Annotated in this window: 21 protein-coding genes; 3 read left to right on the top strand and 18 right to left on the bottom strand. The window is 61.6% G+C overall.

The genetic code is table 11. The features are described 5' to 3' along the window. Positions 1 to 47 precede the first annotated feature (47 nt). The 16 genes from ACCO56_RS07360 to ACCO56_RS07285 all read right to left on the bottom strand — a co-directional run bounded on the left by ACCO56_RS07360 (position 48) and on the right by ACCO56_RS07285 (position 16990). Positions 48 to 917, bottom strand: a complete 870-nt coding sequence (locus ACCO56_RS07360; RefSeq protein ID WP_433639136.1) for an SDR family oxidoreductase — start codon at positions 915 to 917, stop codon at positions 48 to 50. Positions 918 to 1008: 91 nt separating this feature from the next. Further along, positions 1009 to 1482 (bottom strand): Cys-tRNA(Pro) deacylase, encoded by a 474-nt coding sequence (ybaK, locus tag ACCO56_RS07355; protein ID WP_433639133.1) that lies wholly within the window; start codon positions 1480 to 1482, stop codon positions 1009 to 1011. Positions 1483 to 1659: 177 nt separating this feature from the next. Further along, positions 1660 to 1821 carry a hypothetical protein gene (locus tag ACCO56_RS07350; protein ID WP_433639131.1) on the bottom strand — a complete coding sequence of 54 codons (162 nt, stop codon included), beginning with the start codon at positions 1819 to 1821 and terminating at the stop codon, positions 1660 to 1662. Continuing rightward, positions 1821 to 2591, bottom strand: a complete 771-nt coding sequence (locus ACCO56_RS07345) for a helix-turn-helix transcriptional regulator (protein WP_433639129.1) — start codon at positions 2589 to 2591, stop codon at positions 1821 to 1823. Before ACCO56_RS07345 ends, ACCO56_RS07350 begins: the two co-directional genes overlap by 1 nt. Before the next feature lie 477 nt (positions 2592 to 3068). After that, a complete protein-coding gene (locus ACCO56_RS07340) occupies positions 3069 to 6215 on the bottom strand; it encodes a complex I subunit 5 family protein (RefSeq protein ID WP_433639126.1) in 3147 nt (1048 codons plus the stop codon). Beyond that, complete coding sequence (locus ACCO56_RS07335) at positions 6209 to 6580, bottom strand: sodium:proton antiporter (protein WP_433639123.1); 372 nt, start codon at positions 6578 to 6580, stop codon at positions 6209 to 6211. Before ACCO56_RS07335 ends, ACCO56_RS07340 begins: the two co-directional genes overlap by 7 nt. 19 nt (positions 6581 to 6599) lie before the next feature. Next, a complete protein-coding gene (gene mbhE / locus ACCO56_RS07330; protein ID WP_433639121.1) occupies positions 6600 to 7298 on the bottom strand; it encodes a hydrogen gas-evolving membrane-bound hydrogenase subunit E in 699 nt (232 codons plus the stop codon). Next, positions 7295 to 7633, bottom strand: a complete 339-nt coding sequence (gene mnhG / locus ACCO56_RS07325; protein ID WP_433639118.1) for a monovalent cation/H(+) antiporter subunit G — start codon at positions 7631 to 7633, stop codon at positions 7295 to 7297. The genes mbhE and mnhG overlap by 4 nt, the downstream gene beginning before the upstream one ends. Next, positions 7626 to 7877, bottom strand: a complete 252-nt coding sequence (locus ACCO56_RS07320; protein WP_433639116.1) for a Na(+)/H(+) antiporter subunit B — start codon at positions 7875 to 7877, stop codon at positions 7626 to 7628. Before ACCO56_RS07320 ends, mnhG begins: the two co-directional genes overlap by 8 nt. An 8-nt stretch (positions 7878 to 7885) precedes the next feature. Further along, on the bottom strand, positions 7886 to 8137 hold the full coding sequence (locus tag ACCO56_RS07315; RefSeq protein ID WP_433639801.1) for a monovalent cation/H+ antiporter complex subunit F: 252 nt from the start codon (positions 8135 to 8137) through the stop codon (positions 7886 to 7888). 1 nt (position 8138) lies between these two features. After that, entirely contained in the window at positions 8139 to 8669 is a 531-nt protein-coding gene (locus ACCO56_RS07310; RefSeq protein WP_433639114.1) for a Na+/H+ antiporter subunit E, read from the bottom strand. Between the two features lie 16 nt (positions 8670 to 8685). Further along, positions 8686 to 11802: an efflux RND transporter permease subunit gene (locus ACCO56_RS07305; protein ID WP_433639112.1), complete on the bottom strand. Its 3117-nt coding sequence runs from the start codon at positions 11800 to 11802 to the stop codon at positions 8686 to 8688. After that, on the bottom strand, positions 11799 to 12899 hold the full coding sequence (locus ACCO56_RS07300; RefSeq protein ID WP_433639109.1) for an efflux RND transporter periplasmic adaptor subunit: 1101 nt from the start codon (positions 12897 to 12899) through the stop codon (positions 11799 to 11801). Before ACCO56_RS07300 ends, ACCO56_RS07305 begins: the two co-directional genes overlap by 4 nt. 40 nt (positions 12900 to 12939) lie before the next feature. Beyond that, a complete protein-coding gene (locus tag ACCO56_RS07295; protein ID WP_433639107.1) occupies positions 12940 to 14184 on the bottom strand; it encodes an arginine deiminase in 1245 nt (414 codons plus the stop codon). A 16-nt stretch (positions 14185 to 14200) separates the two neighbouring features. Further along, complete coding sequence (locus ACCO56_RS07290) at positions 14201 to 15634, bottom strand: basic amino acid/polyamine antiporter (RefSeq protein WP_433639105.1); 1434 nt, start codon at positions 15632 to 15634, stop codon at positions 14201 to 14203. Between the two features lie 399 nt (positions 15635 to 16033). Continuing rightward, the gene (locus ACCO56_RS07285) at positions 16034 to 16990 is read right to left on the bottom strand and encodes an ABC transporter transmembrane domain-containing protein (protein ID WP_433639102.1); all 957 of its coding nucleotides are present in this window, start codon (positions 16988 to 16990) and stop codon (positions 16034 to 16036) included. A gap of 219 nt (positions 16991 to 17209) precedes the next feature. On the opposite strand from ACCO56_RS07285, the gene ACCO56_RS07280 reads away from it, so the two are divergent. Together ACCO56_RS07280 and ACCO56_RS07275 are read left to right on the top strand one after the other, a co-directional pair. Beyond that, positions 17210 to 18232 carry a hydroxyacid dehydrogenase gene (locus tag ACCO56_RS07280; RefSeq protein WP_433639101.1) on the top strand — a complete coding sequence of 341 codons (1023 nt, stop codon included), beginning with the start codon at positions 17210 to 17212 and terminating at the stop codon, positions 18230 to 18232. Between the two features lie 45 nt (positions 18233 to 18277). Continuing rightward, positions 18278 to 18400: a metallophosphoesterase gene (locus tag ACCO56_RS07275; protein ID WP_433639859.1), complete on the top strand. Its 123-nt coding sequence runs from the start codon at positions 18278 to 18280 to the stop codon at positions 18398 to 18400. On the opposite strand, the gene ACCO56_RS07270 is transcribed toward ACCO56_RS07275, so the two are convergent. Both ACCO56_RS07270 and ACCO56_RS07265 read right to left on the bottom strand, forming a co-directional pair. Next, positions 18401 to 19012: a hypothetical protein gene (locus tag ACCO56_RS07270; protein ID WP_433639100.1), complete on the bottom strand. Its 612-nt coding sequence runs from the start codon at positions 19010 to 19012 to the stop codon at positions 18401 to 18403. A 71-nt stretch (positions 19013 to 19083) separates the two neighbouring features. Then, the gene (locus tag ACCO56_RS07265) at positions 19084 to 20253 is read right to left on the bottom strand and encodes an MFS transporter (RefSeq protein ID WP_433639097.1); all 1170 of its coding nucleotides are present in this window, start codon (positions 20251 to 20253) and stop codon (positions 19084 to 19086) included. Positions 20254 to 20395: 142 nt separating this feature from the next. On the opposite strand from ACCO56_RS07265, the gene ACCO56_RS07260 reads away from it, so the two are divergent. Continuing rightward, the gene (locus ACCO56_RS07260; protein WP_433639096.1) at positions 20396 to 20737 is read left to right on the top strand and encodes an ArsR/SmtB family transcription factor; all 342 of its coding nucleotides are present in this window, start codon (positions 20396 to 20398) and stop codon (positions 20735 to 20737) included. Positions 20738 to 20806: the final 69 nt, after the last annotated feature.

Raw genomic sequence — 20806 nt, 5'->3', positions numbered from 1 at the left:
TTAATTTAAGTGGGGCCAGGAAGCGTACGGCGAAGTCGCCCAATCTTCTAACCGAATGCGCGTACGACCTTGGTCGGAACCGCCTCGAAAATTTCATCCGGTACGAAGAAGTCGGCGCCGAGTGGGCCCTCGGCACCCGGCGCATATTTCGAGAAATCGGTTACGCCTCCTTCACGAAGCACCAATTCGTCAATGAAGAAGTTACCGGTGCACTCGCGTGAGGGTGTCGTTACGATCGCATAGGCCGCGTCCGCCATGATGTCTGGCGAACGGCTCATCTCCGCCAACTTGGCGCCGCCCAGCAGATTGCGAACCGCCGCGGTGTCGATTGCCGTCAGGGGCCACAGAGAATTGACGGCGACGCCATCCCTGGCGAATTCGGCGCTCATCCCTAGCGTGCACATCGACATGCCGAACTTCGCCATCGTATAGGCGACGTGATTCTTGAACCATTTGGCGGCCATGTCGAGCGGCGGCGCGAGGTTGAGGATATGCGGGTTCACCGCCTTCTTCAGATGCGGAATGCACATCTTCGACACCAGGAAGGTGCCGCGCGTGTTGATCTGATGCATCAAGTCGAAACGCTTCATGTCCGTTTCGAGCGTCCCGGTGAGCTGGATCGCACTGGCATTGTTGACGCAGATATCGATGCCGCCGAAGGCCTCGACGGTTTTTTCGACCGCCTGCGCCACCTGGGATTCGTCGCGAATATCGCAGATCACGGGCAATGCCTTGCCGCCGGCTCGCTCGATCTCTTCCGCCGCCGTGTAGATCGTGCCCGGCAGCTTCGGGTGTGGCTCGGCGGTTTTGGCCGCGATGGTGACATTTGCACCGTCGCGCGCCGCCCGCAGCGCGATCGCCAGGCCGATGCCCCGCGATCCGCCCGACATGAAAAGCGTCCTGCCCTGAAGCGACATCGCGGTAACCTCCCTGTTTGGCTGAAGCGATCCTTGCGCGCCGAAGCGTCACGCGCAAGGGGCACTGGATGCCGCTCCCGCCGCGAAGCGCCTATGCGACGACAGCCGACACGACGGAATCAAGCAGAGCGACTATGTCCTGCGGCCTCAGCCGAACCTGGAGTCCGCGCTGACCTCCATTGACGTACACCAGATCTTGAGCCAACGCTTGCGCCTCGATCGCGCTCGGTAGTTTTCGCGTCTGGCCGAAGGGGCTTATGCCCCCGACCTTGTAGCCGGAGATCCGCTCGGCAGCGGCAGGTTTCATCATTTCCGCCGATTTTCCACCGAACGCGGCCGCCAGCTTCTTCATCGACACATCGCGGTTGGAAGGCACGATCACGCAGACGGGCTTGCCATCGACCAGCGCCATCAGGGTCTTGAGCACTCGTTCCGGCGGTTCGCGTAGCGCTTCGGCCGCATGAAGACCGATGTGGTCGGCATTGGGATCGTAGTCGTAGGCATGAACGGTAAACGCGACTCCCGCCTGCTCGAGTATTTTGGTCGCCCGTGTCGCCTTGGACATCCCATCTCCTTGAACCGCTCAAGACATAGACTACGCCGAGGCGTGCAAGCGGTCGGATGAAATATGCCGGAGCACGCCAGCCGTGCCCACCAGCGCATCCCCTACCCGACTACATCCGACGGTTCAAGAAAGTGAACGACTCGTGCCTGTTGTCGCCGGCCGCGACTCCCAGCTATCTCAATTCTGGTTGCGACGAGCGATCTTCAGCACCAGGAAGATCAATCCGATCAGGACAAGCGCGATCCCACCCGCGTAATATCCCGGTGCGCTATACCTGTAGCCTGCGGCTGTCGCCAGAAAGCCGAGGACGATTGCGGCCAGTCCGATGAGTTTGTTCATCAAGAATCTCCGATTTTGGGCCGTATATGCCTGACAAGCGGTCGGCCATAGTTGTCGCAATGGTTCCGAACGGCTCGGGGGCTGATACCGAACTCGTTCCTGAACGCGCGGCTGAAGCTGGAGGCGTCGCAAAAACAGAGCTCTTCCGCGATCTTGAAGATGGGTTTTTCGTTGACCGGGTCGGCAAGCAGTGTGCGCGCCTGTGCAAGGCGCTCGCGCTGGATGCAACGCTTCACGCCGCCCAAAGAATTGAAGAGTCGATAGAGGCTCGACCGCGATATCCCCAGGGTACGCCGGATATCTGCCTCTCCGAAAGTCGGCGAATGCAGATTTTCCCGGATAAGCTCGTGCGCGCGTTGCATGCGCGAGCCGTGGCGCCTTTGGCCGGGTTCCTCGTCGCTGTGGGACTTGCCCCCCAGGCATGCGCCGATCAACACCCTCGTCGCGCTTAGGAGCGGCCGCAGCTCGTCTTCGCTCAGGGTCGGCAGACGCTGTTCAAGGAGCAGCATGTAATCCACGAGGAGAGCCCCGAGCCCCGTATCCGGAACCCGGAAGCGGACCTTTTCCATGGCCGCTGAGTATTCGACGAACATTTCAGCCGGAAAGAGCACCATCAGGACGGACGCAGCACCGAAAGCGCCTTCATCGCAGCGGCTCAGCGGCTGGAAATACAATTCATAGAGCCCCGCCGGCCTTTCTTCCGCCAGGATGGAACCGGCTGTCCGGCAAGGAGAAACGACGAGGCACCAATAATCCGATGGGCTATCCACGACGCCGCGCAGCCCGTCGATGCAGGCTCTGCCAGTCCCCCGTACGACCCGAAATCTTTCGATAATGTCGACCGTTCGGGTTCGTGAAAGGCTATTTCTTCTATCTTCATCTCGGAACTGACGGGTCCGAAATGGGAAGCTTACGGCTTTGCACTTTTTCGCCTCGTCCGGGCTCAGTGGCAGCACATTCAACCACTCGCCGTCTCGCCCGCCGCGGTAATCTTGTTCGAATTGGGCCAAACTTGTCCTCGTACGATGACCCAAGCTCCCCGAGAGCCCACCTCGTTTTTTTACACAAGAAGTTTCATTTTCGCTAAATATATGTGCTCAGTGGAACTAAAGATTGTGTCGACTGGCTTACACCACGAAAGCTGGCAATCTGTTCGTACAGGTGGATTCAGGAAAACGGCACTCAAGAACATTTGCCGGCAACGATGAATGCGGGTTCGCAACAGTGACTGGGAGCCAACGCCAGTCTTACGGGCTGCCGGTCCCTAACGAATCCAGCACGTGAAGCACAATGAAATAATAAAGAATGCAGAGCGCGTAAGTCTGGCCGTTTCCGGTATAGATCTTGCGGAGCCGTTCCCCCGCACTATTGACGGCTGCCGACATGCCGTCCCAAAACCTGGCCGCCAGAGGCGTAAGAACTGTCCCGAGCGCCGGCCGATAGAACTCGTAGATGCTTGTCCGGCTCCAGGCCGCCAGTATCGCCCTTCTGTTTGCAGATGAGCTCCCGGCACCGGCGATTCCGACCTCGAGCGAACGCTGCCGCCGGTAGACGAACCACGTCGCCAAGAACAGAACGAGCGCCACGATCGTGGAGGCCGCCATCACCGGGACTGGGTTCCAATAGCCATAGATGGTTTCGAGGGCCATGCCCTCCCACACCAGCGTCGAGGCGAAATACGGATCGATGGCCTGCGAGATGGGGTCCATCAGAAGTTTCGGGTAGAACGAAAGAACCAAAATGCCGGCAACGAGCACCGATTGCGGAACCAGGAGGAGCACCGGCGCCTCCGTCGTTGCGGCGAATTCTATTTTGCGGGGGCCGAGGAATACCTGCCGCGCCAGGCGCGCCATGTAGAGAAAGCCGATGAACGTGACGAGCAGCCCAACGACAAGCTGTCCGTACAAGCCTTTGTCCGTCATTGCGCTGAGAAGCAGCCATTTTCCGCCAAATCCCATGAGTGGCGGCAGTCCCGACATGGCGACGAGTGCAAAGGCAACGGTGAAGAAGCTGAACGGCATGTTTCGCGCCAGGCCACCCAAATCGTCCAGGGATCTCGTACCGGTGCGCAGGACGATCCCGGCCGCGGCAAGAAACAGGATTCCCTTCACCATCAGATGGTTGGCGACCAGATAGAAGGCCGTGACCCAACCCAGATGGCTCATGAGAGCGATGGCCGTGACGATGTAGCCTAGCTGGCTCATGCTTGAACAGGCGAGCATGCGTTTGAGATCTGTCTGGTAGAGCGCCATCAGCGCGCCGGCCAAGGTCGTCATCAGTCCGATCCATCCCATCACGGCGGCCATGTTCAGGCCGAGGCCGGAGCGAATGACCATGTAGGTCGCGGCGAGCAGACCGAAAATGGCAACCTTGCTGATGACGGACGACAGGATCGCCGAGACGTCGTCGTCGGCTTCGGCATAGGCATCCGGCAACCAGACGTGAACGCCGACCGCGCCCGCCTTGATCAGGAAACCCATCCCAAGAAGGAGCACGGCCACGGTGGTGTCGGGGCCAGCAGTACGGAAAGCGGCGAGCTCGATGCTTCCATTGGCGGCCGCGGCGAGCGCGAAACCGGCGAGCAGCAGGAATGCCGATCCGAGCGAAAACAGGAGAAAGCACTGAATGTGCGGCCCGGAATTGCGCCCTTGGGCGATCAGAAAATACGAGGCGAGCGTTATGATCTCCCAGCAGTAGAAGAATTCGAGGCTGGTCGTAGCGCGCAGCAGGGCCGGCACTGAGATCAGCATCATGGCCATCAGGGGATGGAAACCAGGCCTGGCATCCGTGCGGTAAAGGCTTGCGGAGACCACGACGATACTGCCGATGAGAAGCAGCACGGCAAAAAGCCGGTTGATGCCCGTGACAGGGCCGATCAGCCATGTGCCGACCGCGAACACTGTGAAAAGCATCAGCACGGTCTTCACTCGTCCCGGCAGCCGGTCGAGAAGGTAGAGGACCGCCCCGGCGCAAAGCGGCGCGAACAGCCAGGAAGAGACCGCGCCCGTCGTACCGGCGGCGACATAGCCGGTAGCAAGCAGCAGCGCGGCGCAAGCAACGACCGGACCCAGGGACGTCCACGGCAACTTCGGCAACTCGCCGGAACGGGGCTCGCTCAAGGCGACGCCGAACCACCGGAACATGTAGGCAGCTTCCAACAGAGAGCCCGCCAGCACGAGTGCGATCCACCCCGGCTTTTCGGCCGCGGCCAGACGCATGGCCAGTTCCCACTTGGCCCAGAAGCCGGGGAACGGTGGGAGCCCGGCGATCGCGATCACCAGGAGGGCGAAGACAGCGAGGGTGAACGGCCTCCGCACAAGACCCGACCAGCCCGCGACCTCCTCCCGCTTGACCGCTCCGGCAAGCCAGAACAGCCCGGCCTTGGCGAACAGGTGGTTGATGAACAACCCTCCGATGACGAGCGGCAGCGCGGCGTCCGCCCGCAATTCCGTCAGCAATCCAAGAGATAAGGCCAGCAGTCCCATCTGCGCGATCGAGGAATAGCCGAGCAGTCGTTGCACCCGGGTCTGGCGAAGGCCGATCAGATTCGAGAACAGGAATGTGACGCCACCCGAAATGGCGATGAGCCAGAGCTGATCGCCGAAGAGCGGCAACAGCTTGAAGAGCGCGAAAAAGATCCCTGCCGAAACTCCGACCGAAACGAGCGCGGCGACACCGCTCGGTGCCGTGTCGTAGACATCGATCCCCCAGCCGTTTGCCGGAAAGGGCTTGAGTTCGATCAGCAGGCAGCACAGCACGAGAAGCAACGCCGTCCCCGCGATCGAACCTGTTATGAAGCTGCGATTCTGCACCAGGTCGTCGATATTGAGGACGCCGGTTACGTAATAAAGCAGGGCGGTCCCGAGCAGGAAGAAAGTGGAGGCTATGACTGTCGCGAGCACGTAGTTGAAGCTTGCGGCAATGGCGGCGGATGTCCGGCCAAGGCCCAACAGGCCATAGGTCGCGACCGACACGATCTCGAGAAATACGAAAAGATTGAACAGGTCTCGGGTCATGACCATGCCGCTGATCCCCATGATGAGGATAAGGTAGAGGAGCATGGCCACGTAGCTCTCCCGCAGGCGGTCCCAGAGATGCCAGGCGCCAAGCACACCAACGACATTCACGCCGAGTGCGAACAACCCTTCCCACCAGCCGAGGCGCAGGTTGATCGAGAGTGGCGGCAGACTTCCTGATGTCAGGATCTCGAAAGGCGCCGCGCCGTTCAGCAGCGAACCGAAACAGGCTGCGCTTATGATGGTCATGCCGAAGAGCGAGGCGAAAAAGCCGACCGGAGGCAACGGTCGGCCGATGCGATAAAGCAGCGGAATGAAAAAGCCTCCGCCCAGCCCGAGAATGAAAATATACAGCGGTTGCGAGAGGGCTTCTACCATCGCGACTCCGCGAAGGCTTCGATCGATAGAGTCTTTCTCGCATCGTAGAGCCGGATCGCATAGGCGAGCATGACGGCCGTGACGGAGAAGCCGATGACGATGGCGGTGACGACGAGCGCGGAGGGAACGGGGTCGACGGTGCGGGAGACTGCTTGCGTCACGCTGACCGCCTCGTCGAAGATCGCCGCTGTTCCTCCGGTGATATAGCCGGTCGAAACCATCACGATGTGGATGCCGCTGTCGACCAGCGAGAGACCGATCACGATACGTAAGATATTGCGATGGGTCAGCATGCCCCACAATCCAATCAGGATCAGGCAGAACCCTGTCGCCAGCAGCATGTGGGAAACCGGGAGATCAATCATCGCAGCAGCTCCTCTCGACCTAGTCACGAAAGCGATCGATGATCACGCTGAGCTCGGCGCCGACCTTGATGCCTAGAAGTACGGAGATGAGAGGGATCGCGCCGGCGCTGAAGACTGCGCCGAATTGGCCAAGCGGCAGGAAGCGCGTGTCGAGAAAACCGCCAGCCAGAACCAGGCCCAGAACACCTGCGCAGACATAGAGGACACCGTCCAGGGACTCTATCGTGCTGAGAACGGCGTGGCTGATCGGCGCGCGGGGAAAGGCGATCATCAGCAGCATGACACCGGATGCCACGACGGCTCCCCCCTGGAAGCCGCCGCCCGCCGATATGTGGCCGTTCATGATGACGTAAGCGCCGAACAGGAAGATGAGCGGCATGATGATGTCGGCACCGCTGCGTACCAGCTCGCTCGGCGGCCTCTCGATGCTTTCTTCGGCCTCCGTGACCACTGCACCACGGCCGCGGCCGCCCAAAAGCAGCCCCATGCTTGCCGCGACCATGAACAGCACGGCCACTTCGCCCAAAGTATCGAAACCGCGGAACGTGATCAGGATGCCGGTAATCACGTTGGGCGCACCCAACTCCACCGGCACCTCGCTCACGTAACGCCCCGCGAGCGGCGTCAAGGCCTGGCGTTCGTCATAGCCGCCGACCAAACCGGCGAAGATTACCCCGAAAGCCAGAAGCGCCAGCAAGATGAAACTGCGCCGGATCATGAGCCGCCCCGTTCACCGCTGGAATCGTGCTCGCGGGCGTCGCTGACGGTGGAAGGCGTCATCGGAATTCGAATGCCGTAGGCTGCGCGGGAAAGCGCATGGGACGACAGCGGATTCGTCATCAACACGAAATAGGCAATGATGAGCAGCTTGAAGGCCCAGCCCGGGTGATAAAAGGCGAGTCCCGTCAGCACCAATATGTTTCCGAGGGTCGATGCCTTGGTACCGGCCTGAATGCGGGTGAACGTGTCGGGCATGCGAAGCAGGCCGAGGCCCGCGGAAAAAAGGATCACCGCCCCGAGCAGCGCCAGCAGGCTTCCGACCGCTTCAGCCATTCGGCTCCCCACCACCGCCTGTCCGGCGGATCGTGTAAAGGAAGATGAGCGTCGAAAGGCCCGATCCGATTGCCGCCTCGGCCATGGCGACGTCGGGTGCGGCCAGCAGAATATAGGAGACGGCGGCAAAGAGGCTGGCCAGGCCCGCGCTGACCATGGCAGCCATCAGGTTCTTCAGGCAGACTGCAAGAATGCCGCTGGCAAGGATGCTGAGGCAGAGAAGGATGACGAAAAGCTCCAGCATCGGTCGGCCTACAGTCCCTTCTCCAGGAAGCGCGCAATGGCGAGGACGGCCAGAAAGCTCAGCAGCCCGTAGACCAACGCGACATCGAGATAGATGAAACGTCCCGAAACATGGGCGTAGAGAGCGATCAGCGAGAGCGAGATCACGGTGAGCGTGTCGATCGCCACGACCCGGTCGACGACGGTCCGCCCGATGATCAGGCGGATGACGCAGAACAGGATGCTGAAGACGATCAGAACGCCTGCGATGTTCATCATCACGTCAGCCAAAGACGTTCTCCAGATGCCGTTCATAAGGTCCGGCGATCATCTCGGTGGCTTCACCGCGGTCCGTCGTCGCAACATCCAGCCAGTGGATGAGAAGCGTGTCTTCCTCGATGTCGAGAACGAGGGAACCAGGTGTCAGCGCAATCGAATTCGCCAGCGCAAGACGCCCGATAGGAGATTTCAAACGGGTGGTGATCCTGACCACGCCGGGCCTGATGTCGATCCACGGCGAATAGACCCATCGCATGACGTTGATGTTGGCGCGCACGAGTTCGCGAAAAAACACGCCGGTATAGAGAATGAAGTGAAACAGGCTTCGAGGGCCAAGCCTGATTTCCTGCCAGGCCGTGCCGCGCCTGGAAAAAATATAGGCGATGGGCAAGGCGACCAGCCCTCCTGTGATCAGCACATCGGACGCCAGCGATGAATTGGCAATGATCCAGACGACCCACAGCAGGCCCCATAGAAAAAAGAAGCTCGTGGGAGGGGACAGCGATGTTTGGTCCGGCACGTGGCTGTTCGACATCGTTGCCTCCTGCTCATCACCTCGACAGTTCAGGCTCCGCACGATCGTTGGCGAACGATGTCGTGCCCGCCTCGTCCGACCTGGCGCCCGATCCGCGTTCGCTGCGTCCATATGCGATCACGTAAAGCACCGGCAGAAGCACCAGCGTCAGCATCGTCGCGACGAGCAGGCCTCCCATGATCGCGAACGCCATGGGCCCCCAGAACAAGGTAGGCGCGATCGGTATGAGGCCGAGCACGGTGGACAGCGCAGTCAGCATGATCGGACGCAGCCGGCCGGTTGCAGCGGTTACGACCGCGTCATGCACGCCGAGACCGCCCTCGCGTTCATCCGAAATCTGGACGAGAAGGATGACGGCGTTCTTGGCGATCATGCCGATCAGCGCCAGGATGCCGAGGATCGCCACGAAGCCCAGCGGCCGGCCGAACAGCAGGAGCGCACCCACGACCCCGATCAGTCCGAGCGGGAGGAGGACGACCACCATTCCGGCCTGAGCAAAGCTGCGCAGCTGAACCATCAGCAGTGTGACCATGATGAAGATCATCAAGGGCACGACGGCAAATACCGCCTGTTGGCTCTCCGCACTGGTCTCAGCGGTACCCCCGAGTTCGATGCTGTAGCCGCTCGGCAGGGCCGCGCTCAGCCCCTCTATGTCGTCTTCGACCGCAGCGACGACCGCTTCGGGGGTCGTGCCGGGCTTCACGTCGGCAAGCACGGTGAGTGTCGGCATGCGATCGCGCCGCCACACCAGCGGCTGCTCTTGCTCGTAGCCGAACGTCGCGAACGCGCTCAGCGCGACCGTGCGCCCGCCGGGCACCGGCACCTGCAACGTCGAGAGCGTGTCGAGCGAGATACGATCCTCGGAGTGCGCGCGAGCAACCACATTGACGAGATAGATGTCGTCCCGCAGTTGCGTGACCGGCGCGCCGGACACCGCCGTCTGCAGGATCGCGGCCAGTCCCTGACTGGTCAACCCGAGACGTCGTGCCTGGTCCTGATTGATTTCGATCCTGAGTTGGCGAGCGGGCTCGATCCAGTCGAAATGGACCCGATCGGATCCGGGGTGACGGGCAATCACCTCGGCAAGTGAAAAGGCCCGATCCCGAAGGACCTCGACATCGGGGCCGCTCAAGCGCCATTGCAATGGCCAGCCGATGGGAGGGCCCATTTCGAGCGGGCTCACTCGCGTGATCGCCTCGGGAAAAGTCTCGGTCAGGAAAGTATCCAGCTTGTCCTCGAGGCGCTGGCGCGCTTCGAGATCCTTTGCCATCACGACAATCTGCGAATGGTGATTGCTCGGCGGAAGGATGGCGAGCGGCAGGTAAAAACGAATGACGTTGCGACCGATATAGGAGCTCCAGAAATCAACGTCCTCGTCCTTCGCCAGCCACGTCTCGATTTGTCCGACAGCCGTCTCGCTGGCAAAGATCGAACTCGAGCGAGGCAACTGGAAGTCCACGATCAGTTCGTTGCGGTCCGAGGGCGGAAAGAACTGCCGATTGACCTGCGTAAAGCCGAGCAGGGCGAGCGCGAACAGTCCTGCCGTTACGGCAAGTGTGAGCCAGCGAAACCTTATGGCGAATTCGAGCAGGCGCGAGTAGGTGCGCAGCAACGCTCCCTCGCTGGCTGGTTTCGAGTCCGGCTTCGGCGGCCTCAGGAGCAAAGAGCTGAGGATCGGGGTGAAAAGCACCGCGACGAACCAGGACGTCAGGAGCGCGATGGCGACAACCTGGAACAGCGAGATCGTGTATTCGCCGGCCTGGCTTTCGGCAAAGCCGATCGGGACGAAGCCGGCAATCGTGATCAGGGTGCCGGTGAGCATCGGGGCGGCAAGCCTCGAATAGGCGGAAATCGAGGCGTCCGCCATCGTCTGGCCATTGGCCAGACCGCGCATGGTTGCATCCACGGTCGTCATCGCATCGTCGACGAGCAGGGCGAGCGCGATGATCAGCGCGCCCAGTGAGACCCGATGCAGATCGATTCCCAAAGTCTGCATGATAAGAAAGACAGCAGCGAGCGTCACCGGTATGGCGATCGCAACCACGGCCCCTGGCCTCACGCCGAGGGTTATGAAGCTGACGACGAGGATGATCGCCACGGCCTGGTAAAGCGAGGAAGTGAAGTCACCGATCGCCACCGTCACGACATCCGGCTGATTGGAAACGAGCACGGCATCGATGCCGATGGGCAGGTCCCCGATGGAGCGATCGACGGACGCGCCGACTTCCCGTCCAAGCTGGAGGACGTCACCACCTTCGCGCATCGATATGCCGAGCCCGATCGCCGGTTTGCCGTTGACGTGGAAAAGGGCGTTTGGAGGATCGACCAGCCCGCGGCGGATTTCGGCGACGTCACCCAGGCGTATCATGCGTCCGCCCGCGCTTATCGGGACGTCGAGAATGTCCGTTTCGTGCTCGAACGAGCCGGAAACCCGGAGCGCCAAATTCTCCAACCCGCTATTGATCGTGCCCGAGGGACGTATCGCGTTCTGGGCGGCAACCGCCGCGAACACTTGGCCATAGTCCAGGCCGAGCGCCGCGACCCGGTCAGGAAGCAGCTCGATCGTGATCTCTTCATCCCGAGCGCCGATAAACTCCACTTTTTCGATCGCCGGGACGTCGCGGATGAGCCCGGTGCGGACGCGATCCACTTCGTCGCGCAGATCGCGATGGGTGAAACCTTCGGCCGTGAAGCCGTAGATGATTCCGAAAACATCGCCGAAATCGTCGTTGAAGAAGGGGCCGACCACGCCCTGCGGCAAGGTGTGCCTGATATCACCGACGCGGTTGCGAACCTCCTGCCAGACATTGCCCACTTCTTCGGGGGGGAAGGTGCCGTCCAATTCGACATAGATCGTGACGATGCCCGGCCTTGTGATCGAGCGCAGCGCGTCCAGGCCCGTCGTTTCCTGAAGGGTGCGCTCGAGACGGTCTGTGAGCTGGTTCTGGGTTTCCTCCATGGTCGCGCCGGGCCAGGCAGCCGAGACGAGCATGGTCTTTATGGTGAAGCTCGGATCCTCGTCGCGACCCAGATTGGCGAAGGCGAAGACGCCGGCGATCAGCGCCACCGCCATCAGATAGATGGTGAGAGAGCGGCCCTTGATCGCCCATTCGGAGAGATTCGGGCCGATCATGAGGCGGTATCCGGCAAGCGCACCGTCTGGCCAGGCCGCAAGGCCTGGACGCCCGCCGTGACCACCATGTCCCCGGCCATCAGGCCATTCGAGACGACGACGGTCGTCGGCGCGAAGCGCCCGATCTCGATCAGTCGAAGCGCGACGGTCTTGTTTGCGGGATCGACAACCCAGACGGCCGGCTCGCCTTCCGACCGGGTCAGCGCATTCGCCGGAATCTCTATGCCGCCGCTGCTGCCGAAAGTCACGCTGCCGGTCACGGTCGAACCCAGCCGCATTTCCGCAGGCGGATCTATCAGGCCGACGCGAACACGGAAGGTACCGGTCTGCGTATTCGCCCGGGGCGAGACCTCGCGTACCCTACCCTGCGCACTGGCGCGCGGCGGCATCGACAATGTCACCAGAACCTCCGGTGCAGGAGGGCTCGCCGATATCATCGCGGCTGGAACATCGAATACGGCATCCTTGCCGTCATCCCGCGCCAGTTGCGCAATCATGCGGCCGGGCTGCACGACCTCGCCGGGCTCGGCGCCAACAACCGTCACGACACCCGGCGCATCAGCATAAAGCGCCGTATCGTCAAGGCGACGCCGGGCAATGCCGAGTTGAGCCTCCGCTGCATCGGCCGCCGCCTGGGCCGAGGTAAGCATCTGCTCGGCACGGTCGAGGGCAGCCCGAGCGACGATCTGGCGCTCGTAGAGATGGCGCTGACGGCCGTAGTTGAGCCGCGCTTCGGAAAGCTGCGCATTCGCCGCCACCACGCTCGACTCGGCTGCTCGCAGGGCGTTCTCCTCGTCGGTCGGATCCAGCCGGGCGATCGGTTGCCCGGCCTTGACCGCGTCGCCGACATTGACGAGGCGCTCGGTCACGCGTCCGCCGATCCTGAAGGCGAGGTCTACCTGTATCTGGCTCTCGATCGTTCCGGCCAGTTGCACCGTCTCGTTTCGCGTGCCTTCCTCGACGGTGATGATCCTGACCGGACGCGCCTGCTCCTCGCTCGTCGTCTCCCCGGAATCGCAAGCCGCAAGAGTGCCCGCGAGCAACAGCGCGAGAAACGATGGCAAGGCTCCAACGCCTGCCACATCGAAGATCGACATGAACTCACCTCGTCTCATCTTGCTTGCCGGCCGGTCCCGCTCAGTAGTCGACGGCGTCGCGGATAATTGGGCAGGTCATGCAATGGCCACCGCCACGACCACGGCCGAGTTCGGCGCCGATGATCGTGACGACCTCGATGCCTTCCTTGCGCAGCAGCGTGTTGGTGTAGGTGTTGCGGTCATAGGCGAAGACGACGCCGGGCGAAGCACATACCAGGTTGGCGCCGCTGTCCCACTGGGTGCGCTCGCGCATGTAGTCGTTGCCGCCGGTCTCGACGACCCGCATCTTCTTCAGCCCCAGCGCATCGCGGACAGTGTCGACGAACGACCCCTTGTCCTTGTGCAGTTCCAGGCCGCCCTTGCCATCCGGGCGATATGAGAAGGCTTCGATGCCGTTGACGATGTCCGGATAGAGAAGCACGCAGTCCCGGTCGGCGAAGGTGAAGACCGTATCGAGATGCATCGCCGCGCGCAGCTTCGGCATGGCCGCCACGATCACGCGCTCCGCCACACCCTTTTCGAACAGCGCCGCCGCGACCTGGCTGATCGCCTGCCGCGAGGTGCGTTCGCTCATGCCGACGAGCACGTTGCCCTTGCCGATCGGCATGACGTCGCCGCCCTCGAAGGTCGCGAGGCCGTGGTCTTTCAGCGGGTCGCCCCACCAGACATTGACCTTGCCGGCGAAGTCGGGATGGAACTTGTAGATCGCCGTCGCCAGGATCGTCTCCTCGTGGCGTGCAGGCCAGAAGAGCGCATTGAGGGTGACGCCCCCATAGATCCAGCAAGTCGTGTCGCGTGTATAGAGGGTATTCGGCAAGGGCGGCAGCAGATATTCGGTGACGCCGGCTGCATCGCGGATCAGCTCCAGTTGCTCGCCCCCGATGGCTTCGGGAAATTCATAGGTGGAAAGGCCCCCGATCAGCGTTTCCGCGAGCTCCCGGTTCGACAGTCCTTCGAGGTAGGAGCGAATCTCGTCGAGCAGGCCGAGGCCCATCTGGTTCGGAACGACCTGGTTGTCGAGGATCCATTTTTTCGCCTCGGGAACGGCCACGGTCTCGGCCAGAAGATTGTGCATTTCGACCACTTCGACGCCACGGTCGCGCATCTTCGTCATGAAATCGAAGTGGTCGCGCTTTGCATTGTCGACCCACAGGACGTCGTCGAAGAGAAGCGCGTCGCAATTGCTCGGGGTCAGCCGTTGATGGGCGCGGCCCGGCGCGCAGACCATGACCTTGCGCAGTTGGCCAACCTCAGAATGAACGCCCAAAGGGGTGTCGTTTGTCATGACATTGCCTTTCTGTTCAAGGGGTGATGATGCCGGTCATCAGTCCGTAGAACCCGATCAGCCCGGCGATCACGGTGACTGCGAAGACGACGAGTTCGGCCGTGGTGAACAGCTGCAACTTCTGCTCACGCCGCGCCCAGAAGTATAGGATCGTTCCCGGCACGAAGAGGACTGCGACAAGCAGGACGTATTTCAGCCCGGCGGCGATGAACATGAAGACCGTGTAGATAGCGGCTATCCACGCAAAGACCTGGTCGCGACCGCGTTCCTCCGGGGTCGTTTCATAACCCTGGCCACTCCGTGCCAGGAGGATTCCGTAACCGGCGACGAGCAGATATGGCAGGAGGGCAGTGACGCTCGTCATATCGAGCATGAAGTTGAACGCATCTCGGGACCAGTAGGTGGAGATGACGAACAGGGACACGATGATATTCGTCAGCCACAAGGCGTTGGCCGGAACCTTGTTGCCGTTCTGCGCCGCAAACAACCTCGGCATGTCGTCCGACTTTGCTGCCGCAAACAGCACTTCGGCACAGATCAGTGACCAGGCGAGATAGGCGCCGAGCACCGAAACGAGCACGCCGATGGAGATGAAGACCGCTCCCCAATGGCCGACGACCGCCTCAAGCACGCTGGCAAGCGACGGCTGCTGAACGGCTGCGATCGCCGATTGCGGAAGCGCTGCGTAGGGCAGCAATGTGACCGCCACCATCAGACCAGTGACGCCGACAAAGCCCAGGATCGTTGCCTTGCCCACATCGGAACGCTCCTTGGCGAAGCGTGAATAAACACTGGCTCCTTCGATGCCGAGGAACACGAATACGGTGATCAGCATGGTGTCGCGCACCTGGGCGATCAGCGGCTTTGGCGGCATATCCACACCGCCGAAGAAATTCTCGCTGAACTGGGCATAATTGAAGAAGAAGATAAGCACGAGGATGAACACGAGGATCGGTACGATCTTCGCGACGGTGACGATGGTGTTGATGAATGCCGCCTGTTCGACACCGCGCAGGATCAAGAAGTGGAAGGCCCAGATGCCGATCAGCGACACGATGATCGCAATTGTGCTGCTGCCGTCGCCGAAGATCTCAGGAAAGAAGCGGCCCAGCGTCGAGCCGATCAGGACCCAGTAGAAGACGTTTCCGAGGCAGCTGCCCAGCCAGTATCCGAAGGCTGAAAGGAAACCCATGTAATTGCCGAAACCAGCCTTGGCATAGGCAAAGACGCCGGAGTCGATGTCGGGTCGCTTCTCGGCGAGAGCCTGGAACACGCGCGCCAGCATGTACATGCCGGTTCCCGCAATGGCCCAGGCTATGATCGCGCCGAATGGACCCGTGGCGGCACCGAACCGGCCAGGCAGGTTGAAAATGCCTGCGCCGACCATCGACCCGACGACCATAGCGGTGAGGGCGAACAGCGACAATTTCTGAGTAGAACTCGATGCCATGTGTTCCCTCCGACACTAGCTCACGTTCTCGCCGGCGACTGCCGGCCGCACATCCGGCACAGAGACTATAACGCGGTCGGAGTTGGGGATGGATGAGTTGAGAATCCCAAGAATATGCCCTACGTCCCAAGTATTGGATACAACTTATGCGCAACCCGACAATTCAGGCGTTTTCAGCAACTTGCAAAAATTCCTTCACGACATTGAGAGCACTCCCCGTGCGTTCACGGTCAAGACGATTTTCCTAAAATACAGGGGTACTTGGGATAGATTCTTGATCCACGATCTCGTCGATCATGGAGTGCCAGACAAATCTTTCAGCTAAAGCTGGGTGGAGTTGATGTCGACTGCCCGGCAGGCCCAATTTTTTTAGGACGCGCGGACACGTACCTGAAACGTTCAGACCACCGCCGGCTTCCTGACCATCGCCTTGAGCAACATTCCGAACTGCACTTGGGTCGTGCTTGCGCTGCGGAAAAAGCCGATCAGTTCCCTCCACGGACCTTCGATCCTCGTCAACCCGGTCAGGCTGGCGACGACGGTGCCGATATCGGTTTGCCCCTTGATGACAAGCCACCCTCCCAGGAACAGAAGCCCGACTGCCCCAACGGCGCTGATCGACCTCAAGATGAGTTTGACGAGTTGTTTCAGGAAGAAGATCCGGCACCGCACGGTGAAGATGCGCGCGAAATCCTCGGTGACCATCGGGTCGGCCGCCGTGAGTTGGCCAACCGAAATCCGGTCGGTCGCATCGCGCATCGCCTGAACTCTTTCGCCGACCCTGCCGTTGATGCGCGCTTGCACGGCGCCTGCAACGAATGCCTGTGGCGCGATCACGATGACGGCCAGAATGCCGAGCAGCGGCTGGCTTATCATGATGAAGCCCAGAACACTGACGAGAGTACCCAGAAGCATCAGAGGCGTCGATATCGCTATCCCCGCAAACGAGCCCACGGCCTCGGCCTCTTGTGTCAGCATTGCGACAAATGTCCCGCGCGTCGGCAGATCGTCCTTAGTAGCCGCGCTATCGGACACATAGTTTGAATAGAGGCGGTCGCGTATGACGTGAACGGCGCGCTCGCCCAGGACCATGCGCCGGTAGTTGAGCGCGAATTTCAGCAATGTCGCCAGAGCGACAGCGGCAAAGAAGCCAGCGCACAGCCATGCAAGCTTGGTGAGATCGGCGCTCTCGACCATGCTGTTGATGATGAGCTGCTGAAACTTCAATGGGACCGCAGCCAAGAGTGCGACAATCACCGACAACAAAATCAAGAACCGTTGCTCTCTGGCCGTGCTCCGCCAGATGGCACGATAAAGCCCGGACAATGTTGGGTGATCTGAAGGGATAACTTCCATGAACAGCCCCCTTGGCGTCACGACAAGCGAGTACGACCCAGACTGTATGGAAGCTTATCGCTACGCAACCTGAATAGGCGTCCGTCCCCCCAGCCGAAAGAGAAAGAGACAGGCGGCAAAGCGAAGAGACTGCCAGCACATTTCTAAGAACGTAATTGAAGCATCTTTCAGCGCCGATAACATGAGGCAAAGGCACCGACTCGTGCAGGAGAAGACTTGTTGGAAGCACCGGTTGTCATCAGCGCGCCGAATCCACGCTCGCTGGATCTCATCTTCACGCCTTCAGATCGCGCCACCCTCCATCGCGGATATCAAGTGGTCGAGGCCGATCCCCTCGGGATCACCGGCCTCGACGGTGCCGTCCTTGCCAAGGCCCGCTACATCGTTGGCCAGCCGCCCCTCTCCAGCGAGACGCTGGCGCGGATGACGGCGCTACGCGCGATCTTCAACGTCGAGACCAACCTGATCAACAATATGCCCTACGAGGTGCTGTTCGAGCGCGGCATCCACGTTCTGACCACGGGCGCGGTCTTCGCCGAGCCTGTGGCGGAACTAGGTCTTGCCCTGGCACTCGATCTCGCGCGCGATATTGTCGACGCCGACCTTGCGTTCCGGAAAGGAGAAGAACTCTGGGGCGGCGACGGAAACAGGAGAGCCCGGCTGATGTCCGGCTCGGAAATCGGCATCATCGGCTTCGGCGACCTCGGCAAGGCGCTGAACCGGCTCCTGTCCGGCTTCCGTGCGCGCATCAAGGCTCATGATCCCTGGCTGCCCCCCTCGATGCTCGCCGAGCACGGCGTAATCCCGGCCTCGCTCGAAGAGGTCCTCTCTGGCAGCGATTTCGTGTTCGTCGTCGCGGCGGCAACGAACGAGAATGAGGGGCTCCTTGGGGCGGAGGCTTTCGCCACGATGCGAAAGGGTGCGATCTTTGTCCTTCTCAGCCGCGCCGGCGTCGTCGATTTTTCAGCGCTGATGGACGCAGTGAGGAGTGGCCACATCCTCGCGGCCAGCGACGTCTTCCCCGAGGAGCCGCTGGCCAGTGACCACCCAGTGCGGACCCTGCCTGGCTTTCTGCGCTCCGCTCACCGGGCCGGCGCGCTCGACGTCGCTTTCAAGAGGATGGGCGACATGGTGCTGGAAGACATGGCGCTGATGGATCGCGGCCTGCCTCCGATGCGCTGCAAGCGGGCCGAGCGTGAGACCGTGTCGCGCATGCGGTCGAAACCGGTGGACAGGAATTGAGGCCGACACCAAATAGCGCTTCAGGAAAATGAGCGACAGGCTGCCATGCGCATTGCAGTAATCGCCGACATCCACGGGAACATACTCGCGCTCGATGCGGTGCTCGAGGACATCGCCCGCGCACGGCCTGAGAACGGGGTTTATGCCCTCGGCCGCGTGATCCGCTAACTAACCCCGCTGCTCGGTGCCTTGCCCCTTCGAGAATCTGCCCACCGCCCGCCGCATGGCGCGCCACACGCCTTCGTCATCCAGTTTCTGCAGCGGATAATAGGTCATGCTGAAGAAGGCGATCGCCTCTACCTCCTGCCACCAGTCGAGCGGCCGGTCCACCGCGAGCGTCACGTTGTGGCGCAGCGTGCTGTCGGGGAACAGGCCTCGGGAGAGATCCGCTCGGGCATAGAATGTGTGCAAGGGCGTGCCTTGCTTGCCGACGAGCACAGCCGCCGCGCCGAAGCGACGGTCGTCCAACTCCGGGCGAGCGGCGAAGTCGAAGCGCATCTCCCCACGCCCATCGCCATCGACGAGCAGTTCTCCGGCGCCCTCGGCATCCCGCCCGTAACGCCATCGGAAGGTGAGCTTGTCCGGACCGCCCGAATAGCCCATCGCCGTGCCGAAGGGCGGCGGCAAGGCCACCAGGGGCACGAGATCCCCTGTCGCCCTTTCCACTTCGACGATCATGTGACGCGGATCGGCCTTGTCGGGATAGAGCAGCCAAGCCCCAGCCGGCCCCGTTACAATGGCGGCCCCAAACATGATGGCACAGAGCAAGCTGCTCCGCATAGGCGTGGTCCTCGACCACCATCATCCCAAAGAAGCGTTTGGGCGGCAAGCCGAGACCAACATTCGCACTGTCATGGCACGACGGGTCGAGGCGACGTCGTGCCTGCCCAGACGATCGCGAGGGCGACCAGCGGGAACGCCGCGGCCGCGAGGCCGAGATCGGATGGTGTCGCGAACTCCAGGATCCGGCCCCCGACCATCGTGCCGAGCGCTATGCCGAGATAGAGCGCCGAGGCGTTGAGGGAGAGCGTCAGATGCGCAAGCTCCGGCGCATAGCCGACGATCCGGCTTGCCTGCGCCGGCGGAAAAGCCCAGCCGACGATGCCCCACGGGACCATGAGCCCTATCAGCACAGGCCCGGACACGTCGTGCGGGAGGATCTTGAGCAGGACCGCCAGCGCCACGCAGATCGCCGACGACATGAGCAGCGACAGGATCACCATTCGGGTGGGCCCGATCCGGTCGGCCACGTAACCGCTGGCGAGATTGCCGATCACCGCACCGACGCCAAAGGCAAGCAGCATGCCGGGCATGGCAAGTCCAGGCAGGCCAGCGCCCTCGATCGCCAGCGGCGCCAGATAGGATAGGATCGTGAAGCCGCCCGTCAGATAAAGCAGCGTGACGAGCAAGGAAGGCAGGATGCCGGGCCGGCTTACGGCCTTCAGCCGCTCGCCAAGACTGAGGCTCACGCCTCGAACGTCCCGTGGCAAGCGGATCCAAAGAACGGCAGCACAGGAAAAGCCGAGCGCCGCCACGGCCGCGAACGCTCCCCTCCACCCCCAGAGTTCGGCGATCAAGGATCCGAGCGGAGCGCCGAGCGCGACGGCGAAGGTCGTGCCGCCGACCACGACGGCGATGGCCCGTGCGCGATGATCCGCGCCGGCCAGCGCCACGGCTGTCGCCTGTGCGGTCGCGGCGAAAAGCCCCGCTGCCATGCCCATCACGATCTGAGCCGCAAGCAGCGTGGCGAAGGACGAACTCGAGGCGGCGCCGAGATTGCCGGCAACGAAGACCAGCATGGTCACTGCCAGAACACGCCTCCTGTCGAGCGAGCCCGCCAAGGCCGAAAGAACCGGCGCACCGATAGCATAGGCCAGTGAGAAGGCCATGATGAGATACCCGGCATGAGGGATGGAAATGTGAGCGTCCCTGGCGATTGCCGGTAGCAGGCTGGAAAAGACGAAACCAACCGTGCTCATCGCAAACGATCCGACCGCGAGCCAGATAAGGCGCCTGTCCATCGCTTTGCTCCTTAATTCAAAAATCATTGAACAATTGAACTTGGCGCCTTGAGCTGTCAATATGGGTTGTCGATATCTCCCGACAAGCTCCTGACGCCGGACAAGGCGTTGAGGAGAAAGGTCACACTCGTTAGGTTTCCCGATGAGCCTGCCGCATCCACCCGCCGACCAGATCACCCTACCCAACGTGCTTGCTGTTCTCGGCGACGCCACCCGCCTCGCCATCGTCGGTCATCTCGCCAGGAACGAGGGCGTTCCGCTGAACTGCGGCAAATTCCTGGAACTCGGCTCCAAGACGAACCTGAGCTACCATTTCGCGAAACTTCGCGAAGCCGGCATCACCCGCACCGAGGTCGTTGGCACCAGCCGCCTCATCACGCTGCGCCGGGACGATCTGGAGCGACGCTTTCCCGGCCTCCTCGACAGCGTGATCGCCGCCGCCAATGACTTTCCCCTGCCCTCGGCCGACGGTCTCCGCGACTGATCCGTCTCGCTCCTGAACACAGCGCAGGAAAATCGTTCTTCGGGGGTTACATAGCCACACGGCTTCCCC

Origin of the sequence: Mesorhizobium sp. 1B3 (assembly GCF_050958605.1) — a bacterium.
In the GTDB taxonomy this organism is placed as follows: domain Bacteria; phylum Pseudomonadota; class Alphaproteobacteria; order Rhizobiales; family Rhizobiaceae.
This window is presented reverse-complemented; position numbering and strand designations above follow the sequence as displayed.

What these genes read in the sequence shown, in the direction of transcription:
- ACCO56_RS07360 (WP_433639136.1), bottom strand. Translation starts at nt 917, where the DNA reads ATGTCGCTTCAGGGCAGGACGCTTTTCATGTCGGGCGGATCGCGGGGC.
- ybaK (WP_433639133.1), bottom strand. Translation starts at nt 1,482, where the DNA reads ATGTCCAAGGCGACACGGGCGACCAAAATACTCGAGCAGGCGGGAGTC.
- ACCO56_RS07350 (WP_433639131.1), bottom strand. Translation starts at nt 1,821, where the DNA reads ATGAACAAACTCATCGGACTGGCCGCAATCGTCCTCGGCTTTCTGGCG.
- ACCO56_RS07340 (WP_433639126.1), bottom strand. Translation starts at nt 6,215, where the DNA reads ATGGTAGAAGCCCTCTCGCAACCGCTGTATATTTTCATTCTCGGGCTG.
- ACCO56_RS07335 (WP_433639123.1), bottom strand. Translation starts at nt 6,580, where the DNA reads ATGATTGATCTCCCGGTTTCCCACATGCTGCTGGCGACAGGGTTCTGC.
- mbhE (WP_433639121.1), bottom strand. Translation starts at nt 7,298, where the DNA reads ATGATCCGGCGCAGTTTCATCTTGCTGGCGCTTCTGGCTTTCGGGGTA.
- mnhG (WP_433639118.1), bottom strand. Translation starts at nt 7,633, where the DNA reads ATGGCTGAAGCGGTCGGAAGCCTGCTGGCGCTGCTCGGGGCGGTGATC.
- ACCO56_RS07320 (WP_433639116.1), bottom strand. Translation starts at nt 7,877, where the DNA reads ATGCTGGAGCTTTTCGTCATCCTTCTCTGCCTCAGCATCCTTGCCAGC.
- ACCO56_RS07310 (WP_433639114.1), bottom strand. Translation starts at nt 8,669, where the DNA reads ATGTCGAACAGCCACGTGCCGGACCAAACATCGCTGTCCCCTCCCACG.
- ACCO56_RS07305 (WP_433639112.1), bottom strand. Translation starts at nt 11,802, where the DNA reads ATGATCGGCCCGAATCTCTCCGAATGGGCGATCAAGGGCCGCTCTCTC.
- ACCO56_RS07300 (WP_433639109.1), bottom strand. Translation starts at nt 12,899, where the DNA reads ATGTCGATCTTCGATGTGGCAGGCGTTGGAGCCTTGCCATCGTTTCTC.
- ACCO56_RS07295 (WP_433639107.1), bottom strand. Translation starts at nt 14,184, where the DNA reads ATGACAAACGACACCCCTTTGGGCGTTCATTCTGAGGTTGGCCAACTG.
- ACCO56_RS07290 (WP_433639105.1), bottom strand. Translation starts at nt 15,634, where the DNA reads ATGGCATCGAGTTCTACTCAGAAATTGTCGCTGTTCGCCCTCACCGCT.
- ACCO56_RS07285 (WP_433639102.1), bottom strand. Translation starts at nt 16,990, where the DNA reads ATGGAAGTTATCCCTTCAGATCACCCAACATTGTCCGGGCTTTATCGT.
- ACCO56_RS07275 (WP_433639859.1), top strand. Translation starts at nt 18,278, where the DNA reads ATGCGCATTGCAGTAATCGCCGACATCCACGGGAACATACTCGCGCTC.
- ACCO56_RS07270 (WP_433639100.1), bottom strand. Translation starts at nt 19,012, where the DNA reads ATGCGGAGCAGCTTGCTCTGTGCCATCATGTTTGGGGCCGCCATTGTA.
- ACCO56_RS07265 (WP_433639097.1), bottom strand. Translation starts at nt 20,253, where the DNA reads ATGGACAGGCGCCTTATCTGGCTCGCGGTCGGATCGTTTGCGATGAGC.
- ACCO56_RS07260 (WP_433639096.1), top strand. Translation starts at nt 20,396, where the DNA reads ATGAGCCTGCCGCATCCACCCGCCGACCAGATCACCCTACCCAACGTG.